Genomic DNA, 14512 nt, shown 5'->3' on the forward strand with positions numbered 1-14512 from the left:
CAAACAGCGCATCGTAGTAGCCAACTACAAGGGCAGTAATTCGGCGCCATCCTGGTCGCCGGACGGCAGCAAGCTGGCGATTGCATTGGCGCGCGACGGCCTGACCCAGGTCTACGTGGTGAACGCCGACGGCGGCGGTTTGCGGCGCCTGACCAATACCAATGGCATCGACACCGAACCGCAATTCTCGGCAGACGGCCAAAACATCTACTTCACCAGCGATCGCAGCGGCGGCCCGCAAATCTACAAGATGAGCGCCAATGGCGGCGACGCCCAGCGTGTGACATTCGGCGGCAGCTACAATATCAGCCCGCGGATTTCACCTGACGGCAAGACATTGGCGTATATCTCGCAGCGCGGCGGCCGCTTCCAATTGTATGCACTAGACCTGAGCAACGGCCAGGAACAGCGGTTGTCGGATACCGTCAAGGATGAATCCCCCAGTTTTTCGCCGAACGGCAAGTACATCATGTACGCCACGGAATCAGGACGCCGCGGCTCGCTGGCAGTGGTCTCGGTTGACGGCCGCGTCAAACAGCGCTTAACTATGCAAGCAGGCGATATACGGGAGCCTACTTGGGGGCCTTTCATGAAATAATCACGTGTTACTTTGAATCGACGTTCGTTTCCCACTCTGGAGAATTAAAAAATGCTAAATATCAGAAATTTTGCCCTTATCGTTGCTAGCGCGATTCTGCTGGCAGCCTGCTCATCCCCTGTCAAGCTGGACGATAAGGCAGCCCCGGTCGTCGAGAGCGGCGCCACCGGCACCGATACACGTTCGGTCAATACCGTCGATACCGGCTCCACCGATCCGCTTAACAACCCAACCGGCATCCTCTCGAAACGCAGCATTTATTTCGACTTCGACAGCTATATCGTCAAGGATGAATTCAAGGCCGTGGTTGAAGCGCACGCCCAATACCTGAACAGCCACAAGAATCGCAAGATCATCATCCAAGGCAATACCGATGATCGCGGCGGCCGTGAATACAATCTGGCCCTGGGACAAAAACGTGCTGAAGCAGTGCGCAAGGCGCTGGTATTGTTAGGCGTCTCGGATACTCAGGTCGAAGCGGTTTCGCTGGGCAAGGAAAAGCCTAAGGCTCTCGGCAGCGACGAAGCGTCCTACGCTGAAAACCGCCGCTCCGACATCGTTTATCAATAATGATGCGGACGTTCTTCAAAGCTACGATGACTGCGGCCATGCTGGCCGCAGTTTTTTCCGCTCCGACCGCCCACGCCGGGCTGTTTGACGACGATGAAGCACGTCGGGCGATATTGGATATACGCAGCAAGATCGATGCGGTGAATGCCAGGGTCGATGGCAAGGCGGACAAAACCAGCTCCTTGAATTTGTCCGACCAGAACGATCGCCTGAACCAGGAAATTTCCAAGCTGCGCGGCCAGATCGAAGTCCTGACCAACGAGCTGGCCAATACCCAGCAGCGTCAGAAAGATTTCTACGTCGATCTGGATACCCGCCTACGCAAGCTGGAGCCGCAAAAAGTCAGCGTCGACGGCCAGGAAGTCAGCATCGGCGCCAACGACCAGAAGGCCTACGATGCAGCGCTGGCGACATTCAAAGCCGGCGACTACAAAACCGCAGTAACGGCATTTTCCAATTTTGTACGCTCCAACCCGGATTCGGGTCTCGCACCTTCAGCGCAATACTGGCTGGGGAATGCGTATTACGCTCTGCGCGATTACAAGAATGCGATTGCGGCGCAACAGGTGGTTGTCAGCAAGTACGCCGACAATCCCAAGGCCGCCGATGCACTGTTGAATATCTCCAGCAGTTATACCGAGCTGAAGAACAAACCTCAGGCCAAGCGCGCTTTGGAACAACTGCTGGCGCAATATCCGAACACGCCGGCAGCACAGACCGCAAAAGAACGCCTGACCACGCTCAAGTGAGCGGCAAAATCTAATTTTGCAAATTGTGTAAATAAAAGTGCATATGGATTTGACAGCTCATACGCACATTACATATAATAGCGGTCTTTCGGGTCGTTAGCTCAGCTGGTAGAGCAGCGGACTTTTAATCCGTTGGTCGCAGGTTCGAATCCCGCACGGCCTACCACGAATAAGCAGTAGATAAAAGGGTTACGAGAAATCGTAGCCCTTTTTTTCGTCTAAAATTTTATCTCGGGTTACACCTGGGTTACATGCTGCATCCATCAGCAGCATCTTCAAAACCATCAATGCTTTACGAAATCAGGGGGTCGACGACACGCCTTCGACAGAGCCAAGGCATACCCTAAGAGGATTGCAGAGAGTCATTTGCTCCCTCTCCCACACATGACCTGGAAAATTCAATGACGACTGAATACGTTCGCTTTCAATGGTTTGATTTTGAGAAATTTAATTCTGATGCGATAGGTGCTTTGAATGACCTCGGACTAGGCTCCTTAGGGTACGTTATCGCCTTATTTTCGACTGACATTATTTGATTTTCCCGTCAATATTCGATTTTGTTTTGGAAAATGCCACTCGATCCTAATCTGTATTTGTATCTCTACCAACAAAAATAACAATCACTCGCCAAGCTTACGTACAACTTGCCATAAATTGGCATTGCTCCCTGCTCGTTGTTTCTTGTGGATAACGGTTTGGCATGCATTTCACGTCATTTGACGTTTGTGTGGAAATGGACTAATTGAGAGGCAAGCCACTTCGCTATCAACTAGCGTTGCGTATGTCGTCACTTCCATATAGCCACCCCAGCGTTTTGATTGTTTGAAAAGACAAACGAAAAAAAACCGGATCGCTCCGGTTCTTCTGGTCATCGCTGCTGACTAGGCGGGTTTGATGTTTGACGCTTGCGGCCCTTCAGGACCAGTAGTGATGTCGAAGGTGCTCAGGCGCTAAAAACAAATGTTAGTCGTCATGCCCACGGTGCTCGCCACGGTCATGGTGTTCGCGATGGTCGTCATAGTCGTGATGGTCACGACGTGCTTCACGCTCCCGCCATTCACGTGCTCGCATATGACGTTCACGCCATTCCTGTTCCCGTTCCGGCTGCACATACTCCGGGCGTGGTTGAACATAGACTGGTGCCGGCGCAACATAAACACCTGGCACACCAATATTGACACCGACGTTCACCTGCGCCAGAGCGGGGGTTGCAGCACTCATCAGAGCGGCACTTGCGATCAATCCTGCAGCTATGGGTAGAAATTTTTTCATTTGGGTTCTCCTGAGGCGACGATCCTATTAAACGCCAAATCGCCTGCTGCCACTATCCTGCATTGGTAACTACCGTAACGGAATATTTCATCGATCAAAAAAGAGACAGGTTTCGACCTGCCTCTTTCGATGAGATTGATTTGATTACTTGGGTGCAGCTGCCTTGGCATCCACCTTCGCATCTACCTTGGTGTCAGCGGAAGGTGCTTTCGCCTCGGCTTTTGCTGCTTTGTGGTGGTGCTTCACTTTCTTGCTCTTGGTTTTGACCTTGGTATCCGACACCTTGGCATCAGTCTTGGCGTCAGCTTTGGCTTCAACCTTGGCTGCTTTCACGTCAGCTTTTGCAGCTTGAGTGGTGGTTGCAGTTACTGCGGCTGGCGCTGCTGCTGGTGTGGTTGGAGCAGCCGGAGTTTGAGCGAAAACAGAAGTTGCGAACAAGCCAGCGATCAGAGTAGCAATTAATTTATTCATTTGTGCACCTTTACGTTATCTTGATTTCCTCAGGTAATTCCTGAGGGCTTGAGCAATAAACGACTGGTGCGACGGTCATGTTGACCGCTATTACAATCCATTACAATTCGATAGACAGGTGAACCGGGGGATATGATCTGACTGATAGAGCCGGAATTTTTTGAGTGCCGGTCATCTCACGTCGTTTAATGACCAATTCAGCGCATCCGATTCAGATCAAGAACCGGGTGGATTTTTATCCGCGCTATCTATAGCGTGGGCATGAGCTCTAACCCGCTTCCGATTTTCGGGGCTCTAAAAAACAACCTAAAAGAAGATATACGAACATGCTTTCATTTGATTCTTTGGCCGCCTACTGGTCAGCTCCTGAAGTTGCCGCTAATGCCCTGATTTTTTTTAACTTGTTAGGGGCATTATTTTTAGGGATGCTGATCGGATACGAACGTGCATATCACGGACGTGCTGCGGGGATGCGTACATACGGCCTGGTGTGCATGGCCTCGGCAGGTCTCACTGTGTTCGTCGGTTACCCCGCGCTCTGGTATGGCGGGCATGCCGGATTACCCGTCAATCCCGATCCAACTCGGGTGGTGCAAGGGGTGGTTACTGGCATCGGCTTTCTTGGCGCCGGTGTGATCATGAAAGAAGGCTTGAATATTAGAGGACTCACGACGGCAGCATCGATTTGGGCTGCGTCAGCGATCGGGGTCCTGGTCGGCGTGGGATTCTATATAGCGGCAATATCGCTCACACTGCTATCTGCCTTGTGCATGGTCTGGGTGGCCAAGCTTGAGTATTGGCTACCGTCTCGTGCCGGTGTTGCCATTCTGGTTGACTTCGAGAGGGGCTTTGTTCCGCATGAAGACATATTGCGCAAGGTAGCTTTAGAGCACGGTTATGAGATTGCCAAAGATTCGCTGTCCATCAGCTCACACGACAAACATGCGAAATGGCATTTCATCGCTGTTGCCATCGACAGCAAAAAAGGGACCTCCGTCTCCGAGCTGGCACGCATGATGAATTCATACGAAGGTGTCGAGAATTTTGAATTGACGCACTGTCGCAACTAGGCCGTCGATCCTCTGCCCGAAGATTTATAGGCATCTCAACGCAATATCGGCGGAGTCAGATCCGTCAGCCGATGGAGCCGCATCTATTTTCGAATTTTATGTTGTCCTATCCGTTTTCAAGCCTTAAAACGGATTCACAAAGATATTCCGCAATTCTGTCATGCGCACAAACAAAGCCCCTAGGAAATAATCGATAAATTCGAACATACATCCATATTTTTTCCGTTTTTCTTTTGATTCAGCAACGCGCATACTTCGTCCTGTTGAATCAACACCGCATCCATTGCAATCATTTTTCAAGGTGAAAAATGGTGAAGGATGCGGCAACCGACGGAGAAAATCATGCTTCAAATTCGTAAAAGCAAAGAACGTGGCGTTGCCGATCACGGCTGGCTGAATTCGCACCATACCTTTTCGTTCGGCCATTATTTCGATCCTCAGCACACCGGCTTCGGACCGCTGCTGGTGATCAATGAAGACCGCGTGCAAGCCGGCAAGGGTTTCGGCACGCATGGCCACAGCGACATGGAAATCATTTCCTATGTGCTGGACGGCGCGCTGGAACACAAGGACAGCATGGGCACCGGCTCGGTCTTGCATTACGGCGACGTGCAAAGAATGAGTGCCGGCACCGGCGTCCGTCACAGCGAATTCAATCACTTGGCAACCGCGCCTGTGCATTTCCTGCAGATCTGGATTCAGCCGAATGTCAAAGGGATTCCGCCGAGTTATGAAGAGAAGCATTTCACGGCTGCGGAAAAACAAGGACAGCTGCGTTTGATCGCATCGGCCGATGGCCGCGGCAATTCGGTGTTGATACATCAGGATGCATCGATTTATGCGGCCATCCTGAACGGCGATCAGCCGCTGCAGCACACGCTGGCGAATGGGCGCACGGCTTATGTGCATTTGATTCGCGGCCGTCTCAACGTCAACGGCACGGAGTTGAACGGCGGCGACGCGGTGAAGGTGACGGCAGAAACTTTGATCACGCTGACCAACGCCGAAGCTGCGGAAGTATTGCTGTTCGATCTGCCCTATTGATCTTGGGTTCTGATTGATGAGCGCGGCACGCTAGTAGTGATGCAGGCCGGCACGGCTTTACGCGCAGTTGTCGCGATTCGGCCTGTTTTTCTTAGAGCGCACCCGGCACATGGCGGAACAAACGCGCCATCGCATCGCTGTCGCGCATGCGCTCCATCCACCAGGTCAAGGCGGCGCCTTCATCGCCGGTGCGCCAGGCCAGTGAAAATGTTTCATCCGGCTTCGGTTCTTCCACTTCTTTCACGATCAGGGCGCCCGCAGCAATCGCCGCCCGCGCGCACGGTTCCGGTAAAAAGCCGAAACCGATGCCCGCCAGCTGCAAGTCGTATTTGCTGCGCATGTCGGGCACCGTCAGCGTATCTTGTCCAAACAGCAAACCTACCGTGCGCGACGCCATCTTGCGCGCCGAATCCGCGACGCTGATGGCGCGATACGGCAGTAGTTCCGCCTTGCCCAGCACGCGCTTTACCTTGGCCAGCGGATGCCCCGGCGCCACCACAAACACAAAGGATACGGCGCCCATCGGTTCGGCGATATAACCACCGCCCGCCGGCCCCTGCCCCGGCGCTGCGATCAGCAAATCGACGCGGCGCTCCAGCAAGGCTTCCCAGGTGCCGGCCAGCGATTCCCTGGCGATGCGCAAACGGGTTTTATCCGCAACCTCGCAGAAAGCGGCGATATCCGATTCCAGGGCGGTCACCGAAAATAATGAGTCTATGCATATCGTCAATTCGGTTTCCCAACCGGAGGCGACACGGCGCACCCGATGCTCCAGATCTTCCGCCGCCTTCAGCAGGTAACGCCCTTCCTTGAGCAATTCGGCTCCGGCGCGCGTCAGCATCACTTTCGGCCCCTGGCGCTCGAACACCTGCACACCAAGGTCTTGTTCCAGTTTCGACACCGTATAGGAAATCGTCGAAGGCACCCGGTGCAACTCGCTGCCGGCTGCGGAAAACGATCCGCGCCGGTCGATGGCGTCAAGAATCAACAGCGCGTCGAGACTGATTCTGAACATGGAACTCCCGATAGAGAGAAGAAAACTAGAGATGGGAAACTAAGAATCGATCTCGTAACCGGCAGCGATCCAGGCATCTATGCCGCCCGACAGCGGCCGCACTTTCTTGTATCCGCGCTGCATCAGCTGCTTGGCGACCAGCGCCGCCGAGGCTTCATTCGGGCAAGCACAGTAGACGATCACTTCCTGGTCCACCGGCGCATCGAAGACGAAGTCATGAATTTCCTGATGTGAAATGGCGCGTGCGCCCGGAATCCGCCCGGCCTGTTGCGACGCCGGTGAGCGCACATCGACAATCGCCGGCGTCACTCCCTGCTTGAACAACTGATCCAGTTCCTCCACCGAGATGCGCGCCATACGCAAGGACATGCGGAAGCGCCGGCGCTGCCACCATTTGCTGGCGACAAAAATCGCAAAGCCGGCGCAGACCAGCAGCATGCCGTATTGGCCGAGCTCGGTCAGCACGTTCAATAAATCGTCGATGGTGGTGCTGAACAGCGAGCCGAGAAAAACCGCCAGGCCGGCCCACAAGGCCGCGCCTATGCCGTCGTAGATGATGAAAGTCGTGCGCCTGGTGCCGATGGTGCCGGCCAGCGCACTGGCGATGGAAGCAAAACCGGGAATGAACTTGGCCAGCAGCAGCGAGCGCGCGCCCCAGCGCGAATAGATCGTTTCGGTTTGCCGCACGCAGGAATCCGGCGACAGCGAAATGCGGCACAGCGTCGACAGCACTTTCCTGCCATAGCGCCGCCCCGCGAGGTACCAGAGATAGTCGGCGATCAGCGCCGCGACTACCGCGGTGAGCAGCAACACCGGCGCCGAGTAATCGCCCCGGTGCATCAAGGCGCCGGTAATCACCAGCGTCGGATAAGCCGGTATCGGCGTCCCCAGCTGTTCAGCCAGCACATTGAAAAATACGATGACCAGCCCATATTGCTCAATCAAATGAAACAAATAGGTCATCTCTTTCGTCGCCTCATCACCATGTCAAGGATTGCCAGATCGGCAATATCAAAATACCGCAGTAAATTCCTTGAACATTATAAAGTTGATGGCGATCCGACTTCGGTCTTTTCTGAAAGATATTCTGTGGCAGCCAGCCAAGCCAGTATCGCGGCCGGCAACAACAGGGCCAGGAAAAGCCAATACTTGTAGGCAAACGCCCCGCCTATCGCGCCGACGCCGAACGCCACCACCGGCCAGAAAAATTTGACGCAGCGCTGGCGCACGGTGTCGTCGGCCGCGCCGCGCAGGATATCGACCAGATCAATCACTAGCTGGGTGACATTGCCGGTCATCACCGTGGTCGGCGTCATATGCTGCAAGATCAGGCGGCTGCTGGCGTTTTGCACGCCCATGCTGGCAGCGCCGAAGACGCCGGCCAGCAAAGCCAGCGGCGCCCGCGCATCGCGCACCGGTTCGAGCAGATAACCGGCGGCCATGAAGCATAGTAGAAAAATCAATTGCAAAAGCAACAGATAGGGCATCGGCGACTTGCCGCCGCGCTCCAGCCAGACCAGCGCCATGCGCGTCAACGCCACGGCGAGTATGAAAGCCGGGAACGCCAGCAATTTAATCAGCACGCCGTGCGAGGGGTTGGCCAGCTCGCTGCCGATGAGTACAAAGTTGCCGGTAACGTGCGCAGTGAACAAGCCGAACAAGGCGATAAACCCCACGGTATCGACGTAACCAGCCAAAAAACTCAGTGCGACCGCTTGCTGCGTCTTGCGATTTTCCTGCATCATGCACTCCTGTCAAACCTGACCCGCAACCACATAACCCAGTGTCATCGCCACCACCAGCAAGGCGCCGACCGGTGTCGGCGGTGTCGGCGAAGGCAAATCGAACCAGCGGCAGAGTGCGCCCACCAGCAGTCCCAGGATCACGCCCAGCATCAAGGCCATCATGGTTTCTCCTCAGGTGCGGCGCGGGTTGCCAGGTAACGCCCCACCAGCCAGTATCCGCTGCTCATCATGAAAACCAACAGCGCTCCGCTTAGCACCGGCGGCGAAGGCACTGGAATCTGCGCCAAACGACAAGCGGCACCGACTACGAACGATAGCAGCAAACCCAATAATATCTTTGTATAGCGCATGATGATCCTCGATGGCAAACCGATTTCGCAAGGAAGTCGGCAACACGTTTAAAAAGCGAAGCAGCTGCAGCCTAATGCCCCCCAAAATCCGGAATAGTCGGAGATCGGCACGGTCGATTTTCTTGCCGCATCGTGTGCATGGGCATGCACGCCGCAAGCGCCCGCGCATTGGTGCGGCAAAGCTAGAGCCTGGCGTTGTTGCGGCACAAGACGATAGTGTCCCGGCACGTTTTTCACCGGCGACCAATCCGGCAATACCGGGATCGGCGGCGGCGCCAGCGGGGCGAATTCTGCCGCGCCGTAGACTATCTTGCCGCCGACTACCGTCAACACTGATTCCAACGCCTTGATGCTGTCTTCATCGACCGCAAAGAAATCCGCCGACAACACTGCCAGATCGGCCAGCTGTCCTTGCTTGATGCGGCCCTTCTTGCCCTGCTCGCTGGAGAACCAGGCGCTGCCGGCGGTCCACAATTCCAGCGCGGTATCGCGCGCCAACTGCCCGGCAGTGTCATACAAGCGCATGCCGCCGACGGTACGGCCCGACACCAGCCAATACAGCGCAGTCCATGGGTTGTAGCTGGCCACGCGGGTGGCGTCGGTGCCGGCGCCGACCGGCACTCCCATCTCCAGCATGCGCGCTACCGGCGGCGTGTGTTTGGCGGCTTCGACGCCATAGCGATCGGCAAAATATTCTCCCTGGAACGCCATCCGGTGCTGGATTGCGATGCCGCCGCCCAGCGCCCGCACGCGTTCGATATTGCGCGGCGTAATGGTTTCCGCATGGTCGAAGATCCAGTGCAAGCCGTCGAAAGGAATCTCGCGATTCACTTTCTCAAACACATCCAGCATGCGGCTGATCGATTCGTCATACGTCGCATGCAGACGGAACGGCCAGCGGTTCGACACCAGATGCTGCACCACTTTTTCCAGCTCGTCTTCCATGCCGGCCGCCAAGTCCGGGCGCGGCTCCAGGAAATCTTCAAAGTCTGCCGCTGAAAACACCAGCATTTCACCGGCGCCGTTATGGCGGTAAAAATCATCGCCATGGCCCGGTGCGATCATGTCCGTCCATTTCTGGAAATCTTCCAACTCCTGCCCCTTGCGCTGGGTGAACAGGTTGTAGGCGATGCGGATAGTCAATTGCTGATCGCGCGCCAGCTGATCGATGATGGCGTAGTCTTCCGGATAATTCTGGAAACCGCCGCCGGCGTCGATGGCGCTGGTGACGCCAAGCCGGTTCAGCTCGCGCATGAATTGGCGGGTGGAGTTGACTTGTTGCTCGTGCGGCAGCGCCGGGCCCTTGGCCAGGGTGGCGTACAGGATCATGGCGTTCGGTCTGGCGATCAGCATGCCGGTTGGATTGCCGCCGGCGTCGCGCTGAATTTCGCCGCCCGGCGGATTCGGCGTGTCCTTGGTATAACCGACGGCGCGCAAGGCGGCGCGGTTGAGCAAGGCGCGGTCATACAAATGCAGGATGAACACCGGCGTGTCGGGCGCGGCGGCATTGATTTCTTCCAGGGTCGGCATGCGCTTTTCGGCAAACTGGAATTCAGTCCAGCCGCCGACCACCCGCACCCATTGCGGATGCGGAGTACGCAGCGCCTGTTCCCGCAGCATGCGCAAGGCGTCCGCCAGCGAAGGCACGCCCTCCCAGCGCAATTCCAGATTGTAGTTGAGACCGCCGCGGATCAGGTGCATGTGAGAGTCGTTCAAGCCGGGGATCACAGTGCGGCCGTTCAAGTCAATCACCTGGGTAGCCGCGCCGCGATGACGCATCACCTGTTCGGCGTCGCCGACCGCAATAAATTTACCATCCTGGATTGCCACCGCTGTCGCCAGCGGCTGCGTCTTGTCGACGGTGTGAAAGCGTCCGTTTAACAAAATCATGTCTGCATTCATGCTCTTCCCCTATCTCTGCTGATGGATTGCGGCCCGCTGCATCACGGCTCACCGGGCCGCGCGGTCTTAGTGTCCTTCAGAGGCATTGAACATGGTCTTGGCATAGATCAGGCCAAGGCCGTAACCGCCGCCGTGCGCAATCGAGGTGGCCACGGTTTCATTGTAGGTTTCGGCGCGCGCCCAGTCGCGTTGCAGTTCCAGCAGATACTGCAACGATGTCATGGGCCGTGCCCCCTGCTGGATCATGCGTTCCACCGCGCGCTGGTGCGCTTCATCGGAGACATCGCCGCTGGCGTCAGTAATCACATAGACTTCAAATCCCTGATCGAGAGCCGATAATGCCGGTCCTACGATGCACACCGAAGTCCATAGGCCGGCCAGCACGATCTTGCCCTTGCCGATGGCGTTGACGCGCTCTGCGATGCGCGCATCTTCCCAGGTATTCATGGTGGTGCGGTCGATCACTTCCTGCTCTGGAAACACCGTTTTGATTTCGTCGAAGATAGGGCCTGAAAACGATTTTTCGGCCACCGTGGTCAATATGGTCGAGACCTTGAATTCCTTGGCGGCCTTTGCCACCAGCGCCACGTTATTGCGCAAGGACACCAGATCGATGGATTTGGTGGCAAACGCCATTTGCGATTGATGATCGATCATGATCAAGGTGTGGTTTGCGGGATTCAGTAATGTACTGCCGGCCTGGGCGGTTGCGATTGGCATGATGCTTCCTCTCTAATATGCAATAAATTCGAAATTAAAATAAAAATCGACTTTGATTAATTGGCATCCATCCATATAGGTGAGCACCAATGAATTGCAGTATGGTCGAGAGAAAATGAAAAGAAAAACGGAAAATCTATCGATTAACAATCGAATTTATCGATTATTAATTTATTGACATCTCAATACCAGAAGTTCGCGTTTGCCGCACAAGCTTCAAGCCACTTCATCCAGAAGCGCATGGCCATATATCGTAAAACGGCTTTTCCCCTGGCGCTTGGCCTGGTACATGGCTTCGTCAGCCTGACGCAATGCCGCATCCCATTCCAGATTTTCGGCCTGGCACAGGGCGATGCCGATGCTGCAGCCGACACCGTCGCCAATCGCGGCAACGCGACTGACAATGCGGCTGGCAACCGCAGCCGCGGTAGCTTTGATGGTCGCGGCGGGAGCCACCAGGCACACCACGAACTCGTCGCCGCCGACCCGCCCGGCGATATCGCTGTCCCTGAGTACCGACCTCAGTGCGGCGGCCACCTCGACCAGCACGTTATCGCCACGGTCATGGCCCAGATTGTCGTTAATCCATTTAAACCCGTCCAGGTCAATGAACAGCAGCGCCACCGCCTGACGCTTGAACAGGTCGCGGCTACGCAGGGTTTCGGCCAGTTCGAGAAACAGCGAGCGGCCGGGCAGGCCGGTCAGATCGTCCAGCCGCACCTGATCCATCCTGACTTCCAGCATGGCGTTGTTGAGCGCCAGCAGGCGGGCGTCTTGCACCGTCTTCAGATAGACTTGGTTCATTTCGCGCAAATAGATCAGCAGCAGCAGCGCGGCCGAAATCAGAGCGTTACAGCGGCCGGCGTACCAGCCGATCGAAAACTGGCTGCCGCCCGCCATGGTGATGGCGTTATCGCATAGCAGTGCAACCAAGGCTACGCCCAGCCACACGTGCAACACCGTCCGGAAGCGCGTGGCCTGCCACAATGTCAGCAGGGCCGCGCCGGTGACCAACTGAAGCAAGGGGCCGATGCCGCTGCTGGTCACGCGATGAAAGTCGCCGTTGTCGTCGAGCTGCGGCAATTGCGCATGGAATACGATGACCGGCAGCAGGCTCGCGATCAGCGCCGCCGCCACCACCGCCATCAGCCATTGCGCCATACGCTCGGAATCGCTAGCCGCCGGCGCCGGACTCCACCAAGCGCTGGCGGCATAGGCCAGGATGCCCAGCGCCAGGCCCGCATGCCAGAAGAACCACAGCCAGATCGCGCTCTGCGCCCCACCCAGCAATGCCCCTTGCGGCAGGAACATATCGGGTAAAGCCAGGAATTGCGCGATAAGAATTCCCGTGCAATAAAAACAGCCGCCGCCGATATATAGCAAATCGGACGCTCTGGTAGCACGATAGTGGGCAAAAATCAGATAAGTAATGATGACATAGGCGAGCACGGTCGCCGTCTGGTAGGAAGGGATGAAGGCCGGCATCGACGGCCCCATGAGCGCCGCCAGCGGCAGCAGCAGCGTGGTTCCCAGAACAATACCGATACAGGCCCACAGTGCGCGCCGCCGCTGCCGGCTAGTCGCCTGCCGGGTCGCTGGTGATGCGCTTTTGTGGTGCCAGGCCGGCTTGGATACGGCATTGTTACCTGCGTTTGATGCGCGGTCGGTCATTGCCTGTTCTTTATAAAGCCCCTAAATAACTGGATTTCCTTTCGAAAATCTTTCCTGTGTGCATCAAAATAATAACTTGAATGTGTGCAACGGGCTAATACAGAAAAGCTATCAATATCGCGCTTAAAGGAGAAATAGGACTTGTCATACAATGGCTGTTTTCTCCTGGAGACCACGCCATGCGCGCTATCGAAATCACCCAACCCGGCGGCCCGGATGTATTGCAAATCTGCGAACGCCCTATCCCATCTTTCAAGCCCGGCGAAGTGCTGATCAAGGTGCAGGCCGCCGGCATCAACCGGCCCGACGTGTTCCAGCGCACCGGCAATTATTCGCCGCCGCCGGGCGCATCCGATTTGCCGGGGCTGGAGATCGCCGGTGAAATCGTCGATGGCGATTTCAGCAACAGCTCATTCAAGCAAGGCGATCTGGTGTGCGCCTTGGTACAGGGCGGCGGCTACGCCGAATACTGCTGTGCGCCGAGCGCCCAGTGCTTGCCGCTGCCCGACGGCTGGAGCGCAGTGGAAGCGGCATCGCTGCCGGAAACCTTTTTCACCGTCTGGAGCAATGTCTTCGATCGGGTAAAACTGGCGAGCGGCGAGACCTTGCTGGTGCAGGGCGGCAGTTCCGGCATCGGCGCGGCGGCGATCCAGATCGCCACGGCGCTCGGCCATCGGGTATTCGCCACCGCCGGTTCGGATGAGAAATGCCGCGCCTGCGAAGCGCTGGGCGCCGAACGCGCAATCAATTACCGCAGCGAAGACTTCGCCGCCGTCATCAAGGCAGCTACCGGCGGCAAAGGCGTCAACGTGATCCTGGACATGGTGGCCGGCGACTACGTGCCGCGTGAAATCAGCTGCCTGGCGGACGACGGCCGCCTGGTATTCATCGCCACCCTGGGCGGCAGCAGCGCGAATATCGATTTCCGCCAGATACTGATGCGGCGCCTGACGATTACCGGTTCGACCCTACGGCCGCGGCCGATCGCCTTCAAGGCTGCCATCGCGGCGCAATTGCGCGAACGGGTCTGGCCACTGCTGGCGGCGAAAAAAATCAAGCCGGTGATCTTCAAGACCTTTCCGCTTGAGCAAGCGGCGCAGGCGCATGCATTGATGGAAAGCAGTTCGCATATCGGCAAGATCATGCTGACCCTATAAGCCACGCCATAGCCATACCAAATAGAAAAAGCAGCCGGGAACGTGAACTGACCCCATAAAGTTGGACGGTTTGATTTGCTAGGCTGCTAAGGGCTGGGTTCTGTATTGCACAGGACTCAGCCCGTTTAGTTTCAATTTGATGCGGTCGTGATTATAGTAGTGAATGTACTTCTTCAAA

Annotated in this window: 17 protein-coding genes and 1 tRNA gene; 7 read left to right on the top strand and 11 right to left on the bottom strand. The window is 56.2% G+C overall.

Annotation, left to right across the window (positions count from 1 at the left end; genetic code table 11):
* The 4 genes from KHU33_RS23330 to KHU33_RS23345 form a co-directional block, all read left to right on the top strand.
* On the top strand, window positions 1-598 hold a 598-nt coding region (locus KHU33_RS23330; protein WP_211467426.1), incomplete at its 5' end, for a DPP IV N-terminal domain-containing protein.
* 51 nt (window positions 599-649) lie between these two features.
* A complete protein-coding gene (gene pal, locus KHU33_RS23335) occupies window positions 650-1168 on the top strand; it encodes a peptidoglycan-associated lipoprotein Pal (protein WP_211467428.1) in 519 nt (172 codons plus the stop codon).
* Window positions 1169-1170: 2 nt separating this feature from the next.
* The gene (ybgF, locus tag KHU33_RS23340) at window positions 1171-1917 is read left to right on the top strand and encodes a tol-pal system protein YbgF (RefSeq protein WP_407928311.1); all 747 of its coding nucleotides are present in this window, start codon (window positions 1171-1173) and stop codon (window positions 1915-1917) included.
* A 90-nt stretch (window positions 1918-2007) separates the two neighbouring features.
* A tRNA-Lys gene (locus tag KHU33_RS23345) sits at window positions 2008-2083 on the top strand.
* A gap of 797 nt (window positions 2084-2880) precedes the next feature.
* Here KHU33_RS23345 and KHU33_RS23350 read toward each other — a convergent pair.
* Together KHU33_RS23350 and KHU33_RS23355 are read right to left on the bottom strand one after the other, a co-directional pair.
* Complete coding sequence (locus KHU33_RS23350) at window positions 2881-3189, bottom strand: PXPV repeat protein (protein WP_211467432.1); 309 nt, start codon at window positions 3187-3189, stop codon at window positions 2881-2883.
* Window positions 3190-3333: 144 nt separating this feature from the next.
* Window positions 3334-3660 carry a hypothetical protein gene (locus KHU33_RS23355; RefSeq protein WP_211467434.1) on the bottom strand — a complete coding sequence of 109 codons (327 nt, stop codon included), beginning with the start codon at window positions 3658-3660 and terminating at the stop codon, window positions 3334-3336.
* A 326-nt stretch (window positions 3661-3986) separates the two neighbouring features.
* On the opposite strand from KHU33_RS23355, the gene KHU33_RS23360 reads away from it, so the two are divergent.
* Together KHU33_RS23360 and KHU33_RS23365 are read left to right on the top strand one after the other, a co-directional pair.
* A complete protein-coding gene (locus KHU33_RS23360; protein ID WP_211467436.1) occupies window positions 3987-4730 on the top strand; it encodes an MgtC/SapB family protein in 744 nt (247 codons plus the stop codon).
* 342 nt (window positions 4731-5072) lie between these two features.
* Window positions 5073-5774, top strand: coding sequence for a pirin family protein (locus tag KHU33_RS23365; protein ID WP_211467438.1), 702 nt, complete (start codon window positions 5073-5075; stop codon window positions 5772-5774).
* Between the two features lie 91 nt (window positions 5775-5865).
* Here KHU33_RS23365 and KHU33_RS23370 read toward each other — a convergent pair whose 3' ends face one another.
* From KHU33_RS23370 to KHU33_RS23405, 8 genes are all read right to left on the bottom strand, one after another.
* Window positions 5866-6789: a LysR substrate-binding domain-containing protein gene (locus KHU33_RS23370; RefSeq protein WP_211467440.1), complete on the bottom strand. Its 924-nt coding sequence runs from the start codon at window positions 6787-6789 to the stop codon at window positions 5866-5868.
* A 39-nt stretch (window positions 6790-6828) separates the two neighbouring features.
* On the bottom strand, window positions 6829-7752 hold the full coding sequence (locus KHU33_RS23375) for a DedA family protein/thiosulfate sulfurtransferase GlpE (RefSeq protein WP_211467442.1): 924 nt from the start codon (window positions 7750-7752) through the stop codon (window positions 6829-6831).
* Between the two features lie 77 nt (window positions 7753-7829).
* Window positions 7830-8534: a YoaK family protein gene (locus tag KHU33_RS23380; RefSeq protein WP_211467444.1), complete on the bottom strand. Its 705-nt coding sequence runs from the start codon at window positions 8532-8534 to the stop codon at window positions 7830-7832.
* A 9-nt stretch (window positions 8535-8543) separates the two neighbouring features.
* Complete coding sequence (locus KHU33_RS23385; RefSeq protein WP_211467446.1) at window positions 8544-8696, bottom strand: DUF1427 family protein; 153 nt, start codon at window positions 8694-8696, stop codon at window positions 8544-8546.
* The gene (locus KHU33_RS23390; protein WP_211467448.1) at window positions 8693-8884 is read right to left on the bottom strand and encodes a DUF1427 family protein; all 192 of its coding nucleotides are present in this window, start codon (window positions 8882-8884) and stop codon (window positions 8693-8695) included. Before KHU33_RS23390 ends, KHU33_RS23385 begins: the two co-directional genes overlap by 4 nt.
* A gap of 48 nt (window positions 8885-8932) precedes the next feature.
* Window positions 8933-10786 carry an amidohydrolase gene (locus KHU33_RS23395; protein ID WP_211467450.1) on the bottom strand — a complete coding sequence of 618 codons (1854 nt, stop codon included), beginning with the start codon at window positions 10784-10786 and terminating at the stop codon, window positions 8933-8935.
* Between the two features lie 66 nt (window positions 10787-10852).
* Window positions 10853-11506 carry a hydrolase gene (locus KHU33_RS23400; RefSeq protein WP_211467453.1) on the bottom strand — a complete coding sequence of 218 codons (654 nt, stop codon included), beginning with the start codon at window positions 11504-11506 and terminating at the stop codon, window positions 10853-10855.
* A 216-nt stretch (window positions 11507-11722) separates the two neighbouring features.
* On the bottom strand, window positions 11723-13177 hold the full coding sequence (locus KHU33_RS23405) for a GGDEF domain-containing protein (RefSeq protein ID WP_211467455.1): 1455 nt from the start codon (window positions 13175-13177) through the stop codon (window positions 11723-11725).
* A 179-nt stretch (window positions 13178-13356) separates the two neighbouring features.
* Between KHU33_RS23405 and KHU33_RS23410 the strand changes: the two genes are divergently transcribed.
* Window positions 13357-14334, top strand: coding sequence for an NAD(P)H-quinone oxidoreductase (locus KHU33_RS23410; protein ID WP_211467457.1), 978 nt, complete (start codon window positions 13357-13359; stop codon window positions 14332-14334).
* Between the two features lie 78 nt (window positions 14335-14412).
* Here the strand turns inward: KHU33_RS23410 and KHU33_RS23415 are convergent.
* Window positions 14413-14512, bottom strand: a 100-nt coding sequence (locus KHU33_RS23415; protein ID WP_211463850.1) for an IS3 family transposase, incomplete at its 5' end; no start/stop codon positions are given.

This window comes from Collimonas silvisoli, assembly GCF_018305005.1.
Classification (GTDB): Bacteria; Pseudomonadota; Gammaproteobacteria; order Burkholderiales; family Burkholderiaceae_D; genus Collimonas; species Collimonas silvisoli.